20 protein-coding genes, 2 pseudogenes and 1 riboswitch are annotated in these 20,241 nt (G+C 61.8%); of the genes and pseudogenes, 14 read left to right on the top strand and 8 right to left on the bottom strand.

The annotated features are described in order from the left end of the window. Positions 1 to 203 precede the first annotated feature (203 nt). Entirely contained in the window at positions 204 to 344 is a 141-nt protein-coding gene (locus KYT97_RS12460; protein ID WP_165826228.1) for a hypothetical protein, read from the bottom strand. On the opposite strand from KYT97_RS12460, the gene KYT97_RS30885 reads away from it, so the two are divergent. After that, complete coding sequence (locus KYT97_RS30885; RefSeq protein ID WP_425332407.1) at positions 285 to 533, top strand: CorA family divalent cation transporter; 249 nt, start codon at positions 285 to 287, stop codon at positions 531 to 533. The two genes, KYT97_RS12460 and KYT97_RS30885, sit on opposite strands and share 60 nt — an antisense overlap. Before the next feature lie 170 nt (positions 534 to 703). Beyond that, positions 704 to 1,429 carry an alpha/beta fold hydrolase gene (locus KYT97_RS12470; RefSeq protein WP_219112399.1) on the top strand — a complete coding sequence of 242 codons (726 nt, stop codon included), beginning with the start codon at positions 704 to 706 and terminating at the stop codon, positions 1,427 to 1,429. Between the two features lie 59 nt (positions 1,430 to 1,488). On the opposite strand, the gene KYT97_RS12475 is transcribed toward KYT97_RS12470, so the two are convergent. Then, entirely contained in the window at positions 1,489 to 1,935 is a 447-nt protein-coding gene (locus tag KYT97_RS12475; protein ID WP_219112400.1) for a hypothetical protein, read from the bottom strand. Between the two features lie 739 nt (positions 1,936 to 2,674). Here KYT97_RS12475 and KYT97_RS12480 point away from each other — a divergent pair. Further along, positions 2,675 to 3,247, top strand: coding sequence for a hypothetical protein (locus tag KYT97_RS12480; protein WP_172936495.1), 573 nt, complete (start codon positions 2,675 to 2,677; stop codon positions 3,245 to 3,247). A gap of 125 nt (positions 3,248 to 3,372) precedes the next feature. Here the strand turns inward: KYT97_RS12480 and KYT97_RS31100 are convergent, their stop codons facing one another. After that, complete coding sequence (locus KYT97_RS31100; RefSeq protein WP_172936496.1) at positions 3,373 to 3,735, bottom strand: FAD-dependent oxidoreductase; 363 nt, start codon at positions 3,733 to 3,735, stop codon at positions 3,373 to 3,375. 63 nt (positions 3,736 to 3,798) lie between these two features. On the opposite strand from KYT97_RS31100, the gene KYT97_RS12490 reads away from it, so the two are divergent. Continuing rightward, positions 3,799 to 4,185, top strand: coding sequence for a hypothetical protein (locus KYT97_RS12490; RefSeq protein ID WP_219112401.1), 387 nt, complete (start codon positions 3,799 to 3,801; stop codon positions 4,183 to 4,185). 233 nt (positions 4,186 to 4,418) lie between these two features. Here the strand turns inward: KYT97_RS12490 and KYT97_RS12495 are convergent, their stop codons facing one another. Beyond that, positions 4,419 to 4,850, bottom strand: a complete 432-nt coding sequence (locus KYT97_RS12495; RefSeq protein WP_141484977.1) for a hypothetical protein — start codon at positions 4,848 to 4,850, stop codon at positions 4,419 to 4,421. A 447-nt stretch (positions 4,851 to 5,297) separates the two neighbouring features. Between KYT97_RS12495 and KYT97_RS12500 the strand changes: the two genes are divergently transcribed. The 3 genes from KYT97_RS12500 to KYT97_RS12510 all read left to right on the top strand — a co-directional run bounded on the left by KYT97_RS12500 (position 5,298) and on the right by KYT97_RS12510 (position 9,091). After that, the gene (locus KYT97_RS12500) at positions 5,298 to 5,996 is read left to right on the top strand and encodes a type 1 glutamine amidotransferase domain-containing protein (RefSeq protein ID WP_219112402.1); all 699 of its coding nucleotides are present in this window, start codon (positions 5,298 to 5,300) and stop codon (positions 5,994 to 5,996) included. A gap of 450 nt (positions 5,997 to 6,446) precedes the next feature. Next, positions 6,447 to 6,560: riboswitch (SAM riboswitch) on the top strand. Between the two features lie 51 nt (positions 6,561 to 6,611). Next, the gene (locus KYT97_RS12505) at positions 6,612 to 7,697 is read left to right on the top strand and encodes an LLM class flavin-dependent oxidoreductase (protein ID WP_245006096.1); all 1,086 of its coding nucleotides are present in this window, start codon (positions 6,612 to 6,614) and stop codon (positions 7,695 to 7,697) included. A 23-nt stretch (positions 7,698 to 7,720) separates the two neighbouring features. Then, complete coding sequence (locus KYT97_RS12510; protein ID WP_219112403.1) at positions 7,721 to 9,091, top strand: NtaA/DmoA family FMN-dependent monooxygenase; 1,371 nt, start codon at positions 7,721 to 7,723, stop codon at positions 9,089 to 9,091. Positions 9,092 to 9,593: 502 nt separating this feature from the next. On the opposite strand, the gene KYT97_RS12515 is transcribed toward KYT97_RS12510, so the two are convergent. Beyond that, a complete protein-coding gene (locus tag KYT97_RS12515; protein WP_219112404.1) occupies positions 9,594 to 10,295 on the bottom strand; it encodes a hypothetical protein in 702 nt (233 codons plus the stop codon). A gap of 192 nt (positions 10,296 to 10,487) precedes the next feature. Here KYT97_RS12515 and KYT97_RS12520 point away from each other — a divergent pair, with 192 nt between their 5' ends. The 4 genes from KYT97_RS12520 to KYT97_RS12535 are packed head-to-tail and all read left to right on the top strand — an operon-like array spanning position 10,488 to position 12,959. Next, on the top strand, positions 10,488 to 10,850 hold the full coding sequence (locus KYT97_RS12520; RefSeq protein ID WP_095886940.1) for a GntR family transcriptional regulator: 363 nt from the start codon (positions 10,488 to 10,490) through the stop codon (positions 10,848 to 10,850). Then, positions 10,847 to 11,782 (top strand): ABC transporter ATP-binding protein, encoded by a 936-nt coding sequence (locus KYT97_RS12525; protein WP_219112405.1) that lies wholly within the window; start codon positions 10,847 to 10,849, stop codon positions 11,780 to 11,782. The genes KYT97_RS12520 and KYT97_RS12525 overlap by 4 nt, the downstream gene beginning before the upstream one ends. Then, positions 11,779 to 12,519: an ABC transporter permease gene (locus KYT97_RS12530; protein ID WP_219112406.1), complete on the top strand. Its 741-nt coding sequence runs from the start codon at positions 11,779 to 11,781 to the stop codon at positions 12,517 to 12,519. The genes KYT97_RS12525 and KYT97_RS12530 overlap by 4 nt, the downstream gene beginning before the upstream one ends. A 35-nt stretch (positions 12,520 to 12,554) precedes the next feature. Beyond that, positions 12,555 to 12,959 carry a nuclear transport factor 2 family protein gene (locus KYT97_RS12535; RefSeq protein WP_141484983.1) on the top strand — a complete coding sequence of 135 codons (405 nt, stop codon included), beginning with the start codon at positions 12,555 to 12,557 and terminating at the stop codon, positions 12,957 to 12,959. A gap of 25 nt (positions 12,960 to 12,984) precedes the next feature. Here the strand turns inward: KYT97_RS12535 and KYT97_RS12540 are convergent, their stop codons facing one another. Beyond that, a complete protein-coding gene (locus KYT97_RS12540; RefSeq protein ID WP_095886943.1) occupies positions 12,985 to 13,983 on the bottom strand; it encodes a poly(ethylene terephthalate) hydrolase family protein in 999 nt (332 codons plus the stop codon). Between the two features lie 211 nt (positions 13,984 to 14,194). Between KYT97_RS12540 and KYT97_RS12545 the strand changes: the two genes are divergently transcribed. From KYT97_RS12545 to KYT97_RS12555, 3 genes are all read left to right on the top strand, one after another. Continuing rightward, complete coding sequence (locus tag KYT97_RS12545; RefSeq protein WP_245006098.1) at positions 14,195 to 16,636, top strand: glycoside hydrolase family 3 protein; 2,442 nt, start codon at positions 14,195 to 14,197, stop codon at positions 16,634 to 16,636. A gap of 143 nt (positions 16,637 to 16,779) precedes the next feature. Further along, entirely contained in the window at positions 16,780 to 17,391 is a 612-nt protein-coding gene (locus KYT97_RS12550) for a TetR/AcrR family transcriptional regulator (RefSeq protein ID WP_219112408.1), read from the top strand. Positions 17,392 to 17,539: 148 nt separating this feature from the next. Then, positions 17,540 to 19,204 (top strand): hypothetical protein, encoded by a 1,665-nt coding sequence (locus tag KYT97_RS12555; protein ID WP_245006099.1) that lies wholly within the window; start codon positions 17,540 to 17,542, stop codon positions 19,202 to 19,204. 452 nt (positions 19,205 to 19,656) lie between these two features. Here the strand turns inward: KYT97_RS12555 and KYT97_RS30895 are convergent. After that, positions 19,657 to 19,843, bottom strand: a pseudogene (locus KYT97_RS30895) (hypothetical protein); the annotation flags it as partial. Between the two features lie 21 nt (positions 19,844 to 19,864). Continuing rightward, positions 19,865 to 20,203 (bottom strand): annotated as a pseudogene (locus tag KYT97_RS12560) (Mu transposase domain-containing protein); the annotation flags it as partial. Positions 20,204 to 20,241 lie beyond the last annotated feature (38 nt).

A 20,241-nucleotide genomic window follows, 5' to 3' on the forward strand; every position in this document is an offset into this window, starting at 1 on the left:
CTTACTCAGCCGTCTTAGAGAAAGTACAAATGCACGTCCCAAAGGTAAATGTATTAAGAACCTTTTGCAAACGATTTAGGCGGTTCCGGCTTGGGCACAAGGGGACGCCGGCGGCTGGATGTCGTCTATTCCACTCGACCGAACGAGCACCGTCCCAAGGACAGAGTGCAAACCGAGGTTTCTGCCTCGAATCGCTTTGCATGTCAATCGAACTCCTCGGCTGCGACCGTGGTGAATACCTGTGAGTGCAAGTCGAGTTCGGCATCGATGGGTAGATGTGGAATGTGCACGGCGAGAAGCTTGACCTCGTCCTCTCTGATCGGTTGGTCGGGTCCGAGTGGCAACGGGTACCACCTGAAATCCTGGATGCTTGGGCCGCAATACTATTCACACCCACCTTGATCTGCGCCATCTACTGCATGAACTTCGACACAATGCCAGAGCTGCACTGGACGTTCGGATACTCGCTCGCCCTCGGTCTGATGCTGCGCGTCGCCCTGAGTGGAAATCTCGGCCTCGGTGAACACCGATAAATCTGTTGGCGAAGACGACAGCCACTGCTATTCTCTCCTCGAAGCCGTGCGAGAGAACGAGGAGGTGGTACCCGTGAACGTATCGACGTGGGTGCTCCTTCTCAGGGTCACGGTCGGGCGATAGGTCGTCCGGGAGCGCCGTTCAACGAGCACTCCCGAAAGGCACGACCATGCATTTCACCACCGAACGGCGCCTCGAAAACGGCAGCCTCGAACGCGATTTCACCCTCGGCGAGATCCCCGGCACCCTGTGGACGCCCACGTCCTCGCCGGCGCCACTGATCATGCTCGGACACCCCGGCGGACTCCGCAAAATGTACCCCCGGCTGGCGGGACGAGCCCGGCACTGCGTGGCGAACGGCTTCGCCGCGGCCACCATCGAGCTCCCCGGGAGCGGTGACCGGCCCCGATCAACCGAAGCCGAGCAGGCCCGCGCCGATCTACATCGGGCGCTGACGGCCGGCGAGCCGGTTGACGAGAAGATCATCGACCGACTGGTCCTCCCGCTGGTCGAGAAGGCGGTCCCGGAGTGGCAGACCACCCTGGACGCCCTGCTTTCACTGCCCGAGATCCGCGGCCCGGTCGGGTACTCGGGTGGGGTGATCGCTATCGGTATCCGGCTGGCGGTGGTCGAACCGCGAATCGTGGCCGCCGGTCTCTTCGCCGGGAGTTTCGTGCCCCGCGTCATGTTCGACGAAGCCCGTCAGGTCACGATTCCGCTGCACGTTCTGTTGCAGTGGGACGACGAAGGAAACGACCGACAGTTGGCACTGGACTTGTTCGACGCCTTCGGATCCCAAGAGAAAACGCTGCAGGCCAACATGGGTGGGCATACTGGCGTCCCGCAGTTCGCGGGGGACGATGCCGGCCGGTTCTTCCTCCGCCACCTCCAGTGAGGCCTGAAGTGCCTACGCGAGTACACCGCCCGATCTCGAAAACCGTCTCGCTGCTCAATTCAGTTGTCGGGATCGACCGTGAGTGTGGGCACTCGAACAGCGAGTTGGCGGAGAATCCCATTGAGTGTGTCGGTAGCGTCAATCAACAGCAATTCTGCGGCATCGGGTGTTCGCCCGCGAGCTGTCAAGGTCATTCCAGAGCGATCAGGTGCCCGAGTCACGGTCAATGCTTTCGAGTAGTCGGATACTGTGCCACCGTGTGCGGCCGCGAGCCGATTACTCATCATCCCAACCAGTTCCGAAGAGTCGAAGCTCTCGTAGGCAATGTATCTGGATTGATACGTATCGACTACATGCGCAGACGGAGGAGGAACACTGAACTCTACGAACGCGGTCTTCGTGAAGGTGATCGCCTTTGTCCACCAGAGAAGTCCGAAGACGACTACCACAACAGCGATGAGCGCCAGCAGTACCGGGCGGAGTCGCTGCGAGTGAAATGTTCCCATCGGTCAGTTGTACCGGTCTCCGTCACGGACGACGCGTTAGCGTGGACACGCTGGCACTCCGGCCATGTCGCATCGAACCATGTTATTGCCCGCCTCCATAGACCAAGACGGGCGGACAGCCCAGAGTCGGAACAATTCGCAAATCAGGTGAAGTCGGCTGCCCCAGCGCGCCATTCGGTATGGTCCAGAGATGATAGTGCTTGGTGTGATCTTACTGATCGTTGCAACAGGTTTGAACTGGCTGTACGCAGTGCGGTTGTCGACGATCAATGCCGGGCGTCGGCTGCCGATCGTCACGGGGCAATACCCCATCAGGCCGCCTCTGCGTGTGTCCGCTCTTCGAGGCGTCGGTGCCGGTGTTTCGATACTAGGTGCATTGATACTGGCACAAGAACTTTGGTTCGATCGGCCCCTACTTGGATCGCTTCTCTGTGCAGTCCTCGCGGTATCAGCCATTGTGGTTCCCGCACTGATCGCTACCGTTGCACACAACGGGCCCCTTCGTGCGCGGCCACAAACCAAAGCCTAGAGTTCTGCAGACTCCGCCCAAGACAGAGAGATCCAGACAGTAACAGGCCGGGGCGGGCACTGGGTATCGTCGTCGGCATGAACCCGCTGAATGTCGCGGGACGCGCTCGCACGATTGTCGTGCAGATCGACTAACGCATCAAGAGAACTTCGCGTACGCATCGGGATCACGTTCCCACGACAATAAACATGCCAGGTGCATACTCCTATAATGACCGTCGATTCCGAATTTGCTCTACCGCAGTTTCTTTGGATGGTGCTCATCTTCGTCGGAGTGCCCACGATGATCAGTGCAGGCATCATCTCGTCAATCTGGCGATCAGAGCGAACTAGACCCGAGCAATCGTCGAACCGATCCGCAGCTACGCAGCCAGCCGGCGGGGGTCCGCTGGGGCTGTGGACTACCGGCCTGGTCGCGTTCTTGCTGGGACTTCTGTCCTGTGTGGGCTGGCTGAGCTGGTCCGTCGACTATCGGGGCGAGTTCCGTAGGCCCGGCCTGCCGGCACCGACCCAGTTCCCCACTTGGCAGGTGGTCGCCTGCGGAATAACCGTGATTCTGGCATGTTTCGTCGCTGCACATTTCTCGCGTTGGGCCACGGCAGGTGGTTTCACCGCCGCTGTAGGTACGACAGCAGGATTCACGACCGCATTCAGCGTTGCAGCCAGTACTGATGCCACCGGCCAAGCAGGCGTAGGCGTGGTGCTGTCCGCGCTTGGATGGGGCGCTTGCCTAAGCGTGCTCATGCTCCTGCGCGGCATCTGGGTAAACCGACAACGCAACTAAAGATCCTATCCGGAGGTATTTGTTCACGGCCGCAAGTCTTTCCAGCCCTTCCTCATACGGTTGTCGCCGTAGCCCGCAGATTCTCGGACAGCGAACTTGAGTCAAGTCGGCAGCGAAGGCAAAAATCAGGCTTGCCCGACGCGGGTTCGGCCCGTTTCCCGGGCGTTGGCCACAAGCGGAAACGCATACGCTGCCATTTCGGCTTGATAATCAGCGACCGCTTCAACCAGCGACGCGTGAGTGCTCCTGGCTTCAGCGAGCGTCCGGGTCAACTCGGACGCGTCCCGCATCGCAGTGTTTGCTCCCATCGCCAGTACCGGACTCATCGCGTGGATCGCATCGCCGATTAGCGTGACGCGACTCGGTTCCCAGTCACGTACAGGCGCCGCGGTAGAGATTCGAAGAGGCAGTACACATTGCTCGGGATCTTCCCCATCGCAGCACTCGTCGGCGTCGCCGTCGCAAAACGGAAGACAACAGAACGACACCGAAATCCGCTACCGTTCTTCGACTCTCCTGAGCGGGTTCTGGACGAACTCGCACGGAGATGCATGATCGACTCGTACGGGCTGATCACCCGTCAGTTCAACAATCGTTCGCGAACGACGTGGACCGAGATTGTCGACATCCTGGTCGGTCACTACAGACAGCAGTACACAATTCCACTGATTCGCGAACTGTGGGTCGGGCAACATCTGAATGCGAGCATCCGTAGTCTCGACCAGATCTGGTGCGACGAGATAGCTGTTCTCGTCTTCGAGCAGTTCGAAATTCACGCGCCACGCTTCAACCGCTTGTCACACCTACAGTGCGCCATTGCCGTCGAAATTATCGAGCGACTTGCTCAGTACGCCTTCCGGACCAACCCGTCCGGCGACGAGACGGTACTGGCCGAGTCGCACGACGCACTTCGCGAGTACTTTTCATCCTTTGAATAGGTACCACGCGTACGAGTCGGTCTACGCGCACGAATCAACACGACGACCAGGTTCCGGCGCTTCACCCCTTCGCGGAGAATCCGTCTTGTGCGCAATGCATTTCGCGTCTACTTCCGCGACTGAGTTCAGCAAGCGTTATACAGCAACAGGTCTCACACCCGTGAGCGCCATAAGACGATCGAGCACCGCTTTGAGTCAGACGCAGTGGGCCGCCACTACCCACGAGTTTCCGCTCAGAACCTTGCAGTGAGATTTGGGTTTTGGGGATTCTCGAAAATCCGAACAGCTTCTGCAACAACGGCGTAGGCAAAATCCGGAACTTCAGCTTCAGCCGGCAGGGCTGACAGCTTTTCCTTCGTCAACGGAGAATTGAGTGCCCGAAGTGGTGTCGCGGCTTGCCCCATCCACGGGGCGAATACCTCGACAGCAGTCGTGTCCGCGATACCGAGGCGTCCGATTTCATCGACAACCTTGTCGAATGTGAGCCACACTTGGTCTCCCAATTGCTCGGCAAAGAGTGTGTACGAACCCCATGACCATTGGGCACGTTGGAGATTCGCAGTCAGCCTCACGGCGCCGTCGGCCGCCACGCCTCGTAGTTGCCCGTCTTCCCATACCCAATCGACTTCGAGGTCGGGGTCGATACTTTTTTGCGGCGTGGTCATTTCGATCGCGTTCGCTCTCTTCGTTTCCTTGCACTTGCGCATTTGTCGAGGCACCGGTGTACCTCTATTGCTGTGTACCTCTATTGCGTTCCTTGGATCACGACCCATGCAATCACGAATGGCGGCCGCTGTGAACCGAAGTTTCGATGCCTAACAGTGTTCACCTCGGGGTTTGCGCAGGTATACGCGCTTTCCGCCGGTTGAAATTGAGACCCGACTGTAACATTCGGCCATCGTGGGATCGCTTGCCGATCAAACATATTGCAGCAGAAAAACATTAAAAATTCTCTACACACAAAGCTGCTCCGCAACTGCGGGGTAGACATGACTCATCTCACCCGAGGCGGCCGATGCGGAATTCTCTCCGGACCAGTGTGTTGCATTGACTGACGCTGTTTCACCGATTGGGCCTGTCTTCGGGTCCTGTCTCCGACGAAAGGTTATGCAATGACCAAGTTGCTGTTTGCCGTCACCTCTGCAGATCACTGGACGCTCAACGACGGGACCGCCCACCCCACCGGATACTGGGCCGAGGAGCTGGTCGAATCTCATCGGGCGTTCGTCGATGCCGGATATGACATCGTGATCGCAACACCCGGAGGCAAGGTCCCGGTTGTCGATGAGGGAAGCCTTGCCCCCGAGGTCAATGGAGGTCAGGAGGGCGCTGATCGCATGCGCAAGTACATTGCCGATCTGCAGCCGGCGCTGAACTCACCCCACGTTCTCGAAGAAATCGACTCCGATACCTACGACGTGGTCTTTGTTCCAGGCGGACACGGGCCGATGGAGGATCTCGCAGTGTCCAAAGCCTTCGGCGAGCTTCTCGTGAAATTCTTGGACGCAGGCAAGGTTGTCTCGGCAGTCTGTCACGCACCGGCAGCGTTGCTCCCCGCGCGCAGATCCGATGGAAGCTGGCTGTTCGACGGTTACAACCTGACCTCCTTCACCAACGAAGAGGAGACCCAGGCAGGTTTGGCGGACAAGGCTCCGTGGCTGCTCGAAACGAAGCTACGCGAGCAGGGCGGCAAGTTCTCGAATGCTGAGGCGTGGTCCCCCTACGTCGTAGTGGACCGCAAGCTGTACACCGGACAAAACCCGGCGTCGTCCAAGCCTCTCGCGGAGCGAATCATCGCGGACTTGAGCTGAGCTGTCGAAGTTTGTAGATCTCAACGACGGAGCGAAACCCCTAAACGGAGTGCTACACGTACCCGCTTAGGGAATCGTTCTGTCCGGGAGCGCTTTTCCGTTGGTGCAGAATGATCCAGGTCTGCGCATAAACCGACTTCGCCTTCATTATCCCTCGATGCCGACCACCGAGATACCCACCTTCTCAGATGCTCTCGCGCGAAAGCCTGTGGACGGAATATGCGGCGATAGAGTTACATCGAGTCATGATGCGTTTCCAGTTCGAGCTGGTACCGGTGGACGAGGTCGAACCGTCGAGCCAGATACGCAACCAGGAAGACCCGAGCACCGCACATCTTCGAATCAGCCGGATCTCAATGCTGGACACCACCCGAAAAACCGGATAAGCAGCGTTCCATGTTGGGGTGCAAAGGTTTTCGGCGATGATTGTCCGTGTTAGATTTGAGCCACGGTCATGAGCACCAGCATCAAGCCCTGGCTTGCTGGTCGGCAACCCTCCCGCGCGGTGGGGTGCTCCAGGTGACGACCCGGCGGCATCTGCAATTGATTCCGCAAGCGCGCAGGGTGAGGGTAGAGCCCGGCGCGTGTCCGCACTCATTCGAAAGGTCCCCGGTCGTGGTTGGATCACCTGGTTTCTTGCACTTTGCAATCGAGTTGGACGGCGCGGGAAGCCATCCCGCTGCATGGCGGGTGTGGGGTCACCCACCCGCCGAGCTACTATCGCCTCGGATTCTTCGGTCGAGCGCAGCGACCGCAGAGGCAGCCGGATTCTCATTTGTCACCTTCGACGACAGGGTGGTGCCGGAGGGCACACTGCACCCGGTGGGCAGGTTGGATGCTGGGGCTCGCGCGGCGTACCTCGCCTCGACGACAGGGCAGGTTGGGCTCGCCCCGACAGTGCAGGCCCTGACAACCGAACCGTTCCACCTCGCCACCCAACTCGCCAGCCTCGACCACGCGTCAAGAGGCCGCGCTGCCTGGGTGGTCGGTGCGGACAACTCCGTCGACGTCAACGAAGCCGTCGGCTTCGAGCCCCGAAGCGCCGAGGCCGCGAGCCGCGAGGTCCGGGACGTCGTGGACCTTGCACGCCGACTGTGGGATTCGTGGGAGGACGACGCTGTCGTCCGCGACCCCGCGACCGGCCGCTACCTCGATCCGGACAAGGTCCACCACGTCCGGTTCTCCGGCGAGTTCTTCGACGTCGTCGGCCCCCTGATCACTCCACGGTCCCCGCAGGGCCAGATAGTCGTCGTGGGAGACGCCGATCTCGGCGTGTCGGACCTCCTCGACGTCGTGCTGGTGTCGGGCCATGACACGTCCGCGATCGCCGAAGAGGCGGCCCGGCAACAGGGTCTCACCTTCGCCGACATCGAGGTAGTTTTCGACACCCCCGACCAGACGGCACAGTCGCGGCTCGCCGCGCTCGACGAGCATTCGCCGTGGCCCGACCGTGGACGGCTCCGTTTCACCGGTTCGGCACCCGACCTCGTCGATCTGCTGAGTTCCCTTGCCGGCATCGTCGATGGCGTCCGGATCCACCCCGCCGTCGTCACAACCGATCTGAAAGTCCTGCGCGAGAGCGTCGTTCCTACGCTGCAGGAATTATCGGTGCACCGCGCCCCTCGGATCGGCGCAACCCTGCGCGAAACGCTCGGGCTCGAGCGTCCCGTCAGCCGCTACGCATCGTCCACAACCCGCTAGTTCAGAGCCAGAGGAGTTTCGCCATGACCACTCCGAACACCGGAGCGCCCTACGACGCCGAGGCGCAGGTTCACCTCGGTGTGTTCTATCCGGGGATCGGACCGCAGACCGTATGGGAGGACCCGAAGGCCGCAGATCAAGTCTCCCCCGACACTTTCCTGAAGGTCGCCCAGACTCTCGAGCGCGGGCTGTTCGACGCCTTTTTCCTCGGGGACGGCCAGCGAGTACGGGAGAACCGGGGTGCGGTGCTGTCCACCGACATCGCCGGCCGACCCGACGCCATCACACAACTGGCTGCGCTCGCGGGCGCAACCGACAGGATCGGCCTGGTCGCCACCCAGAACACCACATACAGTCTGCCGATCGATCTGATTCGCAGGCTCGCAAGCCTGGATTTCCTGTCCGACGGACGAGCCGGCTGGAACATCGTCACGACCGACAACGCCTGGACCGGTGAGAACTTCCGGCGAGGCGGGTGGCTCCCCCACGAGCGCCGCTACGAAAGGGCCACCGAACTCGTAGAACTGGCCAAGGAGTACTGGGCCACATGGTCTCTCGGCGACGTCGCATCGAGCGCCGCCTCCGACGCATGGCTGCCGGACGGCCACGCCGGGAATCTCACCCGGACTTCCGACCTGTTGCGCGCCAGCGCAATATCAACCGTTCCGGGTAGTAGGCAGGGGCGGCCGGTGCTGTTCCAGGCCGGCGACTCGGACGGTGGCCGGGAACTGGCGGCGCGCCACGCCGACGTCGTGTTCTCGGCAAACAGCGACTTCGACGACGCCGCCGCTTACGCCCGCGATCTGCGGTCGCGGCTCGCCGCACACGGCCGGTCCGCGGATTCGCTCCGCATCCTGCCCGGCGTCACCGTGATCATCGGCGACACCCCGGAGGAAGCCGATGAGAAGGCCCGCTGGCTCCGCGAGAACGCGTACAACCCGCATCGTGCCATCGCCTACCTCGAACACTATTGGGGGCAAGACCTCTCGGCGTACGACCCCGACGGCCCCCTGCCGGACATCGACCCTATCGACGGTGAACTCGATCCGTCTCGCGGCACGATTCAGATCGCGGACCGCACCGGCAAGCTCGACCAGATCTCCCGTTGGCGTGCGCTCGCCGACGAGAAGGGCCTCTCCATCCGGCAACTGGTCCTCGAGGTCGCCCCGAACTCTCGGTACCTCGCCGGGACCGCCGGCGAGATCGCAGACCGCTGGGCGTACTGGGTCCGACACCGAGTGGTCGACGGATTCAACATCAACCCCTACCATCTGACGGATTCGATCGACGACCTGGTCGACAAGCTCGTCCCTGCGCTACAGGACCGTGGCGTGTACCGCACCGAATACACGACCGACACACTCCGCGAGCACCTCGATCTACCTGCGGCATAGGGGATGTCGTCTCCGCCCGGCCTAGTGGTCGCCTTGATGAACCGAAAGTATTGGCGCAGTTGGCGCGTTCGAGGATGCGGGCGAAGATCGAACAACGCGAAGGAACGTTCAGCGGGCACTGCAACGACCATCACATAATTTCCGCAAGAGTCAAATCATTGTTCGCATAACCGCGTGTTGTCACCATGGCTCTATGCCTGCGATACACCCAGCCGCCGTCCGCGTCGCGGATCGCCCCGGTCAATGTGCAAACTGCACTCACCCCTCTCCCTCCCTGGGACGAGGGTTGATCGAACGCTGCCTCAAACTCAAACCGCAGCCCGCTCGGTGCGCCGAGATCGTCGTCATGGACTACTACACGGGGTTGATCGAATTCTGCCGGTGCCGACATCCATTCCATGGATCATGACCTCGACGGTCGATTCCTTTCCCCTACGGTGTCCGTCGGATGTTGTCGCCCAACTTTGATGCTCTGTGGATTCCGGCCGGAGCGGGGGTATCACTAGTTGACGCAGAAAACACCCTCCTCAGGCCGCGCTGACAGATCGGGAATCAAGTCGGCACACTGCTCGATACCAGCCGATCCCGTTGCGAAATCCGAAAGCTGCGGACACACATGGACAATCGCGGAATGGATCAAGTATTCGTGGGCGGCGATGTCCGAACGATCGAATTCCAGAGCCTGCACTGATTGCCACAGTCCGGCGGTTCCCTGCTCCGCGATCGACGTACACGCCCGGCGGCCTAATTCGGCGGCGTGACCACGAAGCTCCCTCAGAGCGATCCCGTTGTACAGGGCGCCGTCCAATTGCGGTAACCCACACACGTCCCGAGCAAAGGCTGCGTCACCCCCAGTCGGCACCGAGTCGTTCACCACGTGTGACCATTCGGCCCGCTTCTGATTCTCCAGGTCCTCGCGAGAGGGAAACGACTGCTCCGGGTAGTGGATGCGTTGGTCGTCGAAAATGTTCTGCCAATAGATAACCGATTCGTCGACGCTCATGTTCGCGAAGTCTGCATCGAGGCAATGTACGGATGGGTTCATCGGTGCATCGGAGGGCCGTTCGGCAAAGTATCGGGGATTCGGCGTCTGCTCGATTCCGGCGACATCGCGCGAATTCTGGTCAGGAGTGCATGCAACCGCAACAAGTCCGGCGAGAACGACGACCACTCCGGTTAGTGCCGGGACAATCCGAAGACTCACAGCCAACCTCCCGAGAAATCGCGTATCGATTCGACTCACTATGCAGCACCACCGGATTCTTCGACGCTATGACGCTCGTGCCGCTTCACCGAACTGGTCGGGCATGAGGCCTCGGGGTTGCCAACACCCCTCACTAAGTTCTATGGTTCATTACATGAGTAATGAACCAGTGAGCCCCGGTCGTGGATCATCGTGATCGACGACGGACGACCACTGTTCCAGCAGATCGCCGAGCAGATCGAAAGCTCGATCATCGACGGCTCACTACCCGAGGACGGGCAGGTGCCCTCGACCAATGAACTTGCGGCGTTCCACCGGATCAACCCTGCGACGGCAGCCAAGGGCCTCAATCAGCTCGTATCCGAGGGGATCCTCTACAAGAAACGAGGAATCGGAATGTTCGTCACTCTCGGTGCGCGCGACGCACTCAGGTTCAGACGCCGAGAAGCATTCTCACGTCAGTACATCGAGCCGCTCGTAGCGGAAGCCGAACGTCTCCAGATTCCCCTCGACGAACTCAAATCCATGCTGGACGACAGGAAGGTGGCCCGATGAACGCGAGCATGACAACGACCGAGTCCGACATCAGGCGTTTCACCGACTTCGAACTCGCCGCCTCGATGCGCGCAGTGAACAGAAGATACGGGGATGTCGACGCGCTCTCCGACGTCTCCTTCGAGATCGAGCACAACAAGATCTATGGCCTGCTCGGCCGTAACGGCGCGGGCAAGACGACGATCATGCAGATCCTGACCGGGCAGGACCTGCACACCAGCGGCGAGGTCGAGGTATTCGGCGCCGCCCCGTTCGAAAATTCTGACGTGCTGGCGAACGTGTGCTTCGTCAAGGAAAGCCAGACATACCCCGAAGACCTCCGGGTCAAGCACGTACTCACCGCCGCGAGCCATCTGTTGCCGAAGTGGGACCACACGTTCGCCGAGGCACTGCTCGACGACTTCCAACTTCCTCTGGGCCGCAAGGTAAAGAAGCTTTCGCGCGGTATGCGGTCGGCACTGGGGGTAATAATCGGGCTCGCATCCCGCGCGCCGCTGACGCTCTTCGACGAGCCGTACCTCGGTCTCGATGCCGTTGCACGCCAACTGTTTTACGACCGACTTCTTACCGACTACGCCGAACATCCACGTACCGTAGTGCTTTCGACTCACCTGATCGACGAGGTAGCCAATCTGCTCGAGCACGTGATCGTCGTCGACCACGGCCGAATCGTGCTCGACGAGGACGCGGACACACTGCGCAGCCGCGCAGTAGTGGCAACCGGTCCCCTCGCTGCTGTAGATGCTTTTGCCGCGTCCGGCACGGTTCTGCACCGTGAGTCCCTCGGCTCCCACGCCCGAATCACGGTGCAGGCCGGCGTGACCGATACCGAGCGGAACCGTTTACGGGAGGCTGGGGTCGAACTGGAGCCGGCATCTTTGCAGGAACTTGTCATCGCGACCACCACACAGCGCAGGGAGACTACCGTATGAGCATCACGACGACCGCGCCCCGGACGATCCCGAAGGCGCCCACCCGGTCCCGGATCGGTTCCGTCCTCCAATTGCATACGGTCGCATGGCCGCTGCTGATCGCCTGGCCGGTCGGCATTCTGCTGGTCTCGTTCCTGATCAGCTTCACCATCTACGCGATCGTCAGGAACGAGCAGGACGAGGGCTTCACCGGCAGCGTGTTCTCCGTCTACGGTTTCGTGCTCGCTTTCTACCTCCAGTCGATGGCCCAGACATTCCCGTTCGCACTCGGACTGAGCGTGACTCGCCGCGAGTTCTTCACCGCCACAACGGTGATGGCGCTGGCACAGTCCGCGATCTTCGCAATCGCGCTGCAGCTGCTGTCAGTGGTGGAGTCCGCTACCAACGGCTGGGGTGTGCACATGCGCATGTTTGGCATCGCACGCTATTTCACCGACAGCACGGCCGTGCAGCTGTTGGCGCTGTTCGCTACGCTGCTGCTGACCAGTTCGATCGCGATGCTGACGGGTGCGATCTACCAGCGGTGGCGGATCACCGGTCTGCTTGCCTCCCTCACCGGACTCTTCGGCGCGCTCGGCCTGTCAGCGATCGTAATCACCTGGGCCCGCTGGTGGCCGGCGATCGGTTCGTGGTTTGTCGATGTCCCACGGGTGGTGCCGATGGCGGTGCTCCCTCTCGTCCTGACCATCGCGTGCATCGCCGGCGCCTGGGCGACACTGCGGCGCGCAACGCCGTGACGGCCACGATCAATTAGAGGCGCCGAGGAGCGATGATGGGCAAGGACGTCACAACAGGCACGGGTGATGACGTGCAGGCAGACATACTCGCGATCCACGAGCAGTGGTCCACGGCGATCGTCTCGAACGATGCCGAACGAATCGGCAGATTCATGGCGGACGACTGGGTGATCGTGTCCGATTCGGGCATCACGTCCAAAGAACAATTCCTGTCTATCATCCAGTCTGGCGAGCTCACCCACTCGACGTTCGACCGGGTCAACGACGCCAGAGTCCGCACCTACGGTGACACCGCGGTTCTGACAGCGCGGTTGACGAACACGGCGCACTACCGCGGCCGACAATTCGACGCCGACGAGTGGACTACCGATGTCTTCGTTCGACGGAATGGCCGCTGGCTGTGCGTGTTGAGCCAGATCACCGCAACTGCCACTCGCTGACTTTCGCTCGTGCAGGTCCTCGGCGTCAGCTGATGATGTTGCTAGCTTGGTTACTCCACGCCGGCAGGCTGAACAGCTCACCGGCCCCGGAGATGAAGGCACTGTGCGCATGCGCGTCTCCGCGCAAATTGTCCATGTTCCACGCAGTGAGAACACCAAGGAACCCCTGCACTCCGTCGACGCAGCCCGGATCGTTTGCCGGGCAACCGGGTTGACCTTGAATGTCGTTGTGGTTAGGACCGTTCAGAGTCGCGCGCACCTTCGGAACAGAGTCCGGGGTGGCACCGAAATAGCCCTCCGCGGACTGCGCTCCGATCAAGTCCCACGGCAACGGCTGGATCGACTGCGAAATGGGGCTGTTGGAGCCGTTCACGTACAGCACAGAACCTGTGGTCAGCGCCCGCGGATCCGTGCAGACGTTCATCGCCGCATCCGCTTTGGGCAGGCCACACATGTACTGGCCTGGAAGCTCTATGGGGACAGCTGTTTTCAGTTCGCCGCCGGAGCTGATCGCCGCGTTGAGGGCACCGACCGCCCCCTGAGAGTGCCCCATCGCACCGACATTGCCGGTATCCAAACTCTGATAGAAAATGCTCGACGGATCGCTGTCCTCATGTCGGAGGAAATCCACTGCCTCCAGCATTTCCTGACCCGTGCCCGTATTGGTGTTGTCGGCCGCGATCACCACGAACCCCCACGATGCCAGGTGCGAGAGCAGATAGTCGTATTGGAAGGGGTGTGCCCACGTCCCGTTGCCCCAAGTGATGATCGGGTGCCGATCTCCGTTCGCACCCAGGTCAGTGGGATACCAGACGTCGAACTTGTTACCAGAGGAGTCGCAGCAACCGAAACCTTGCTGACTGGTCACCTCCCACGGACCTCGCTCGGAGTACGTGCCATCGACGGTTCTGCCGTTTGCGACAGGCTCTCTGGTTCCACCCGCCTGCGCTGTGGCGCCTGATCCCAGCAGAACCAGAGTTGCAGCGGCGAGGAGCACGACACTTTTGCTCATCAGACTTTTCATGTGATGCACCCTAACGACGAGACCTAATCCAACTAAGGCTTTGTAATCTAATCGTTACGACTTCGAGTTCGCTTGCCGGAGAAGCACCTTCGGCATGGCCAAGCCAATATATAACGTTTTAGTAACAACACCTATCATTTATTAAGTTTGATGGCACGATGAGTTTCCATCGGACGGGCAACCAACCCACACCATGTCGAAGGAGTGCACATTGCGGGACGAAGCAACTTACGAGGCCGTCGAATCAGCACTCGCCAAGCTCGACCTGGATGCGAAAGCACGACTCCTCCAGGGCCAGGACATGTGGACCCTTCCTGCCCTCCCGCAAATCGGGCTCGGGTCGCTGGTGATGTCCGACGGACCGGTAGGTGTGCGAGGCGTCTTCTGGGGACCGGACGATCCGTCAATTCTGCTGCCGTCGCCCACCGCAATGGCCGCGACCTGGGATCCTGACCTGATCGCGCGTGCGGGAGTTCTGCTCGCGCAGGAAGCCAGGCGCAAGGGCGTGCACCTGTTGCTCGCTCCGACCGTGAACATGCACCGCACCCCGGTTGGCGGCCGACACTTCGAGGCCTACTCCGAGGACCCTTTGCTCACCGGCGCAATCGGTTCCGGCTACGTCCGCGGGGTGCAGTCCGGTGGCGTCGGCGCCACCGTCAAGCATTTTGTAGCCAATGACGCCGAGACGGACCGCATGTCCGTCGACAACATTGTGTCCCCGAATGCGCTGCGCGAGATCTACCTTGCGCCCTTCGAGGACATCGTGAAGAACTCCCGACCCTGGGCAATCATGTCCGCGTACAACAGCGTCAACGGCACCACCATGAGCGAGCACAACGAACTTCTGAACGGAGTATTGCGGGGCGAGTGGGGATTTGACGGCTGCGTAGTCTCGGATTGGATGGGAACGCGCTCGACCCTTGGCGCGATTCTGGGTGGCCTCGACATCGCGATGCCCGGCCCCCGCTCCGTCTACGGAGAGCTACTGGCCGAGGCAGTCAGGAATGACGAGGTCGACGAGTCGGTAGTCGACGACGCAGTGCGCCGAGTCCTACTGCTCGCGGCGCGCGCGGGCCTCCTCGAGGACGCCAATCCTGCGGTGACCGAACTCCCCGCGCCGGTCGACGGCCGCGCTCTGGCCCACGAGATCGCCAGCCGTTCCTTCGTACTGACCCGCAATGCTCCCATCGGCGGTGAGACGATCCTGCCGATCGACCCGAGCACTACCACCGTCGCACTGATCGGACTGGCCGCCCGCGACGCCCGCGTCCTCGGTGGCGGCTCCGCAATGGTCTTTCCCGAGTCCGTCGTGTCCCCACTCGACGGACTGACGGCAGCACTGCCCGAGGGCTCGCTCAGCTACAGCATCGGCACAACGTTGACCGACCAGATGGGTACCGCCGAAAGAGGATTCGATCTACGCGCCCGGTGCTACGACGCTGCGGGAACGCTGCTTCGAGAACTCGACCTGCCCAACGGAATGATCACATGGATGGGAATCCTCCCGGAAGGCCTCGACTTCCAAGCGCTGCACACAATCGAGCTTCTCGGCACTTTCACACCCAGTGAGAGTGGTTCACATCGCTTCGGCACCAAGGGACTCGGCATGTTCACCCTGACAGTCGGCGGTGAAACTCTATTCGACGGTGACCAACCCCTGGAAAGCTCCGATCCGTTCGAGCTGTTCTTCGGTGCTCCGAAGGACCGCGGCTCCGTAGAACTGACTGCCGGAGAACCTGTCGAAGTGGTCCTGAAGCACACTCCGATGAAAATGGAGGGTTCGCCGATCGACATCCTCAGTTTCAGTCTGGGACACCAGGAGCCGCAACGAGACCCGGAAGAGCTGATGGCCGAGGCGGTCGATGCCGCGAAGGCGGCGGACGTCGCCGTCGTTGTCGTAGCGACAACTGACCAGGTCGAGTCCGAGGGCTTCGACCGCAGCACACTGAAATTGCCGGGGCGTCAAGACGAATTGGTCTCCCGCGTAGCTGCCGCTAACCCGCGAACTGCCGTTGTCGTGAACTCGGGTTCGCCGGTGGAGATGCCCTGGCGGAACGATGTCTCGGCGGTATTGCTGAGCTGGTTCCCCGGCCAGGAAGCCGGCGCCGCACTGGCCGATGTTCTGGTCGGACTGACCGAGCCGGGTGGCCGGCTACCGACCACCTGGCCCGCAACACTTGCAGATTGCCCGGTCACGGATGTCACACCCGTCGATGGCAAGCTCACGTACACCGAGGGCCTGTTCATCGGCTACCGCGCCTGGGACCGAACAGATGTCGCACCCGCGTTCGCGTTCGGACACGGTCTCGGCTACACCACGTGGGAATACGAGAGCGTCGAATGGCAAGGCGACACCGTCACGGTTCGCATCCACAACACTGGATCTAGGCAGGGACGCGAGGTTGTGCAGGTGTATCTCGCTGCCGCCGACATCGACCCGTCCAGACCCGCCCGTGCGCTTGCCGGCTTCGCGAGCGTGGTGGCAGAGGCCGGCGAAACCGCAACGGCAACAATCACTCTGCCGCGTCGTGCGTTCGAGGTCTGGGACGAGCAGAGCCGTAGTTGGTGCTACCGACCCGGTTCGTATGATCTCCACGTCGGTGCCTCGTCGGCCGACTGCCCTCTCACCCTGCGCATCGAGACTCGAAATTGAAGTCCTTGAACACCGTTCGCGTCATCGCGGGGGCCGTCACCTTGGCAATGCTCTGGCGCCGACCCAGAGCCAGGACGCGGGACTGATGGCCGTCATCCTCACCCAGGCGCGATGAGAAACGCTTCCGTCGATAGGCTCACTGCATGACTGAGCGACAACGGGGTGGCCGGGCGGTCAAGGCCGAGGCCCGGCGCGAGGCCATTCTCGACGCGACAATGGCCGAGATCGCGGAGCGCGGATACCGCGGCACCACTCTCGCTGCCGTCGCCGAGCGCGTCGGCCTGACGCAACCCGGACTGCTGCACCACTTTCCCAGCAAGGAGCACCTCCTGATCGGAGTGCTCGACGCTCGCGACCGATGGGACGCCGCAGCCCTTCTCGCGAACTCGACGGATGTGCGCCTGTCGCACCTCGAACAAATCGTGGAATTCAATGCCGACCGGCCCGGAGTCGTCCAAACCTTCACCGCACTCGCCGCCGAAAGCGCGACCGGGCAGCACCCAGCGCGTGAGTTCTTCACCGAGCGCTATGCGTCCGTGCGAGAGGGCATGGCTGAATTGCTGCGCGCGGAGCTCGGGGACCGATTGGCCGGCGGGCTCACACCCGAGCAAGCTGCACCACTACTCATAGCTGTCATCGACGGCATACAGATCCAGTGGCTCTTGGCGCCGGACGAGGTGGACATGCCTGCCGCATTCCGGAACTTTCTCGCGCTGCTAACCGCGATGACGCCGACCGATCACCCGACCGCCTGACTGGACGGACAAACTGTCACCGTGGAGCAGCGACGCATCCGCTACCAACGTCCAAGGCCACAATCAGCACGCTGCGCCGCATTCGACACGGATGGACCGTCCTCACCAGCAACGCGGTGGACATGTCGATGCATGCGAGAATCGGACAATGATCGACACAAGCCGTAGAGTGTTGCACCCGCACCCAACGCGACTTCTGTGTGTCGGCGTCCTCTTCGCTGCAGGCTTGCTGTGGCCCACTCCCCTCGCCGCGGCCGCACCCGCCGAGGCCGGACCAGCGAGCTGCGTACCGTTCGGGACCGCCCAGCTGCCGCCGGGCGCTCCATCGGGCGGAGGGCGCATCGGGCTGGCCGAATTGCCGACGTTCACCGGCTCGACCGCTCCGGAGTCCGTCGAGGTTCGCACGCCGACCACCCAATTCAACCGCTTCTGGGACTTCGCGCTCGTCGGCCACGACCTGCTCACCCGGCCGCGGGAAGCCGACGCGCCTACCACCGAGCCCTGGCGATTCGTACCGATGCCCGAGTGCCTGCGCGGCCGGTTGGTCGGGATATCGCTGGACGACGACGAACTCGTCGCGGTCGACGACAACGGCTGGATCTACACGATGGACAACGCGTCCCAGCACCCGCTGGTGTGGAACTGGACCTCCGCGTGGGGCGCACCCCTGTGGAGCGCCCCCGGCCGCCAACTACCAGGAGACCGTCCGAACGGATGGGCGCTGAGCGTGTCGTCGCCGTGGGACAACCAAACCTTCACCGACATCGCCGGACGAATCCACTTCGTCGGATTTGGCAAGATGACAATGCTCCCCGCGCTGACCGGGGACGGCAGCCGCATCACGTACGCGGACCCGTGGCTACCCAACGACGACAGCTACGAGATCGGCGGGCCGCTCGGCGGGCGGTTCCAGGCCGACTCGTTGTCGGCGGCCGGATCCACCACCTTCGTGATGAACAAGTACGGCGACATGTACACCCGCACATTCGATTTCGACTCGTCGGGATCGGACTCGATCTTCTTCCGCTACAGCTGGGACGACCAGTCGGGTAAGCCGTCCGCGCCCAACCTCGTCGCCGAAACGCTCGACCGCAGCACCGCCGCAATCCAACTGCCGGCGCCGGACTGGGTGCACCAACCCAAGATTCCCGGCGAGATCACATCCGCGATCAGTGTGCACTCCGTCGGCCCCGGCCCGAATCGGCGCGAGTTGCGCGTGGAGGGCCGCAACGGCACCGAATCCGGTTTCTGGCACAAGGATCTCGTAGGCGGCATGTGGGAGTTCACACCAACGGGCGCGGACCCCCTCGGCTCGCCGATCGAGAACGCGCCGACAGACCGCTCGACAGATACCCTGGCCCCCGCCGCCCCTTGGGACCTGTCCACAACGCTGCCCGCCCGCAACGGCACCATCGACGGTCAGACACTGATCGACATCGGATTTCCGTACACCGTGGTGGACCCGCGCATGCTCGACGCGATCGGCCAGCACGCACAGCCCTCCGGCTACCGGTTGGACGTGGAACACTTCGACCCCGTCGCCACCACCCGGACCGCGACAGTCACCGCACCGGACGGCACCTGCATTCCGGTCATCCTGCACACCGCCGACGGACTCCGAATGACACCCCGCGGGCCCGGCCTCGACGCCAACCCACGCCACCTCGTCGGGGCAATCGAAATCCCGGCGGACGCATACGCGACTCGGGAATCGAACCCCACGCTTGACGCGTTTGTCCGAGACTGGATGCGCGGCAACCACATTGCAGCGGTCACTCTCAGCGCCACCGACCATGACCTAGTGATTCGCTGACACGAAACCCCGCCGCGCGATACGCAGTCGCCGCTCACGCCGGCATCAACCGAACTGGTCGCGCCAACGGCCTGACCACGTCGCAGGCTTCGGCGCCGGCGGGCACCGGTCGACAAGCAACAGCGCTTTCGTAGTGATCAAAGTAGTTCACGACGAAGCACTCATCCACCCGAAACTACTGGCTACGGCCAGTCGAGGCCAACCACTCGAGCAGGGAATCACTCGACGAGCGCAAATCGTCGGGCGCAATGCAGCGATGCCCTGTTTGCCTACGTCGAGGAGTCAACATCTACCCACGAATGGAGGAGGGCTATCGCGATTCGGGATCCAGACACCGTCGCCAGCAACTCCTGCACTCCGGAATCGCCGTGTCCACCATCTATCCCGGACAATCTTCGTGGGTTCTGGCCCAATTTCCGTGATCGATTCTGAATGTGTCAGCGACTGAGAAGCGCGGAGACTTCCCGCTGCAGGCACGCGACCAGAAGTTCTTCGTGGGTCCAACTCTCTTCTCGTGCTCGTTCGGTCAATCGTCCGGCGGCATCGCGCAAGGTTGGGGCTTTGAGGGCGGGACAGGAAATTCAACTCGGCGGACATATCATGCTGGGGCCGCCAGATTCCGGTGTTGCTGCTGGTCATAGCGCCTCCGTTCCGTCGTAGTCAGGGACGTAAGAACATGGCGTCGTAATCGCTCAGCGATCGGATCTGAACCTCCGGTTCAGTCGCCGGGCGAACCGCTGTGATGTGGTTATGGCGCAGTGCGACAGCAGCTTTCATGTGGTCGAAATCGGATATCGTCAAGATGTTTCGCCCACGCCCGAACATGGTTGGCGATGCACTGGCCCGGCACCACACTGGCACCCGGGCCAGATCTGCGGTGACCTCGATGCGCCGTTTGATCACCGACGGGTGCACCGAGTAGTCGTTCGAATCGAGTCGGATGTAGTGATCGCGGGCCAGTCTGGTCGAGTACTGCCATCCGGTGACCGGTGGCACGGGGCACTGTCACGATGTTGAAGTCGGGGAACTGGGAGAAT

The organism is Rhodococcus globerulus, assembly GCF_019334125.1.
GTDB lineage: Bacteria > Actinomycetota > Actinomycetes > Mycobacteriales > Mycobacteriaceae > Rhodococcus_F > Rhodococcus_F globerula.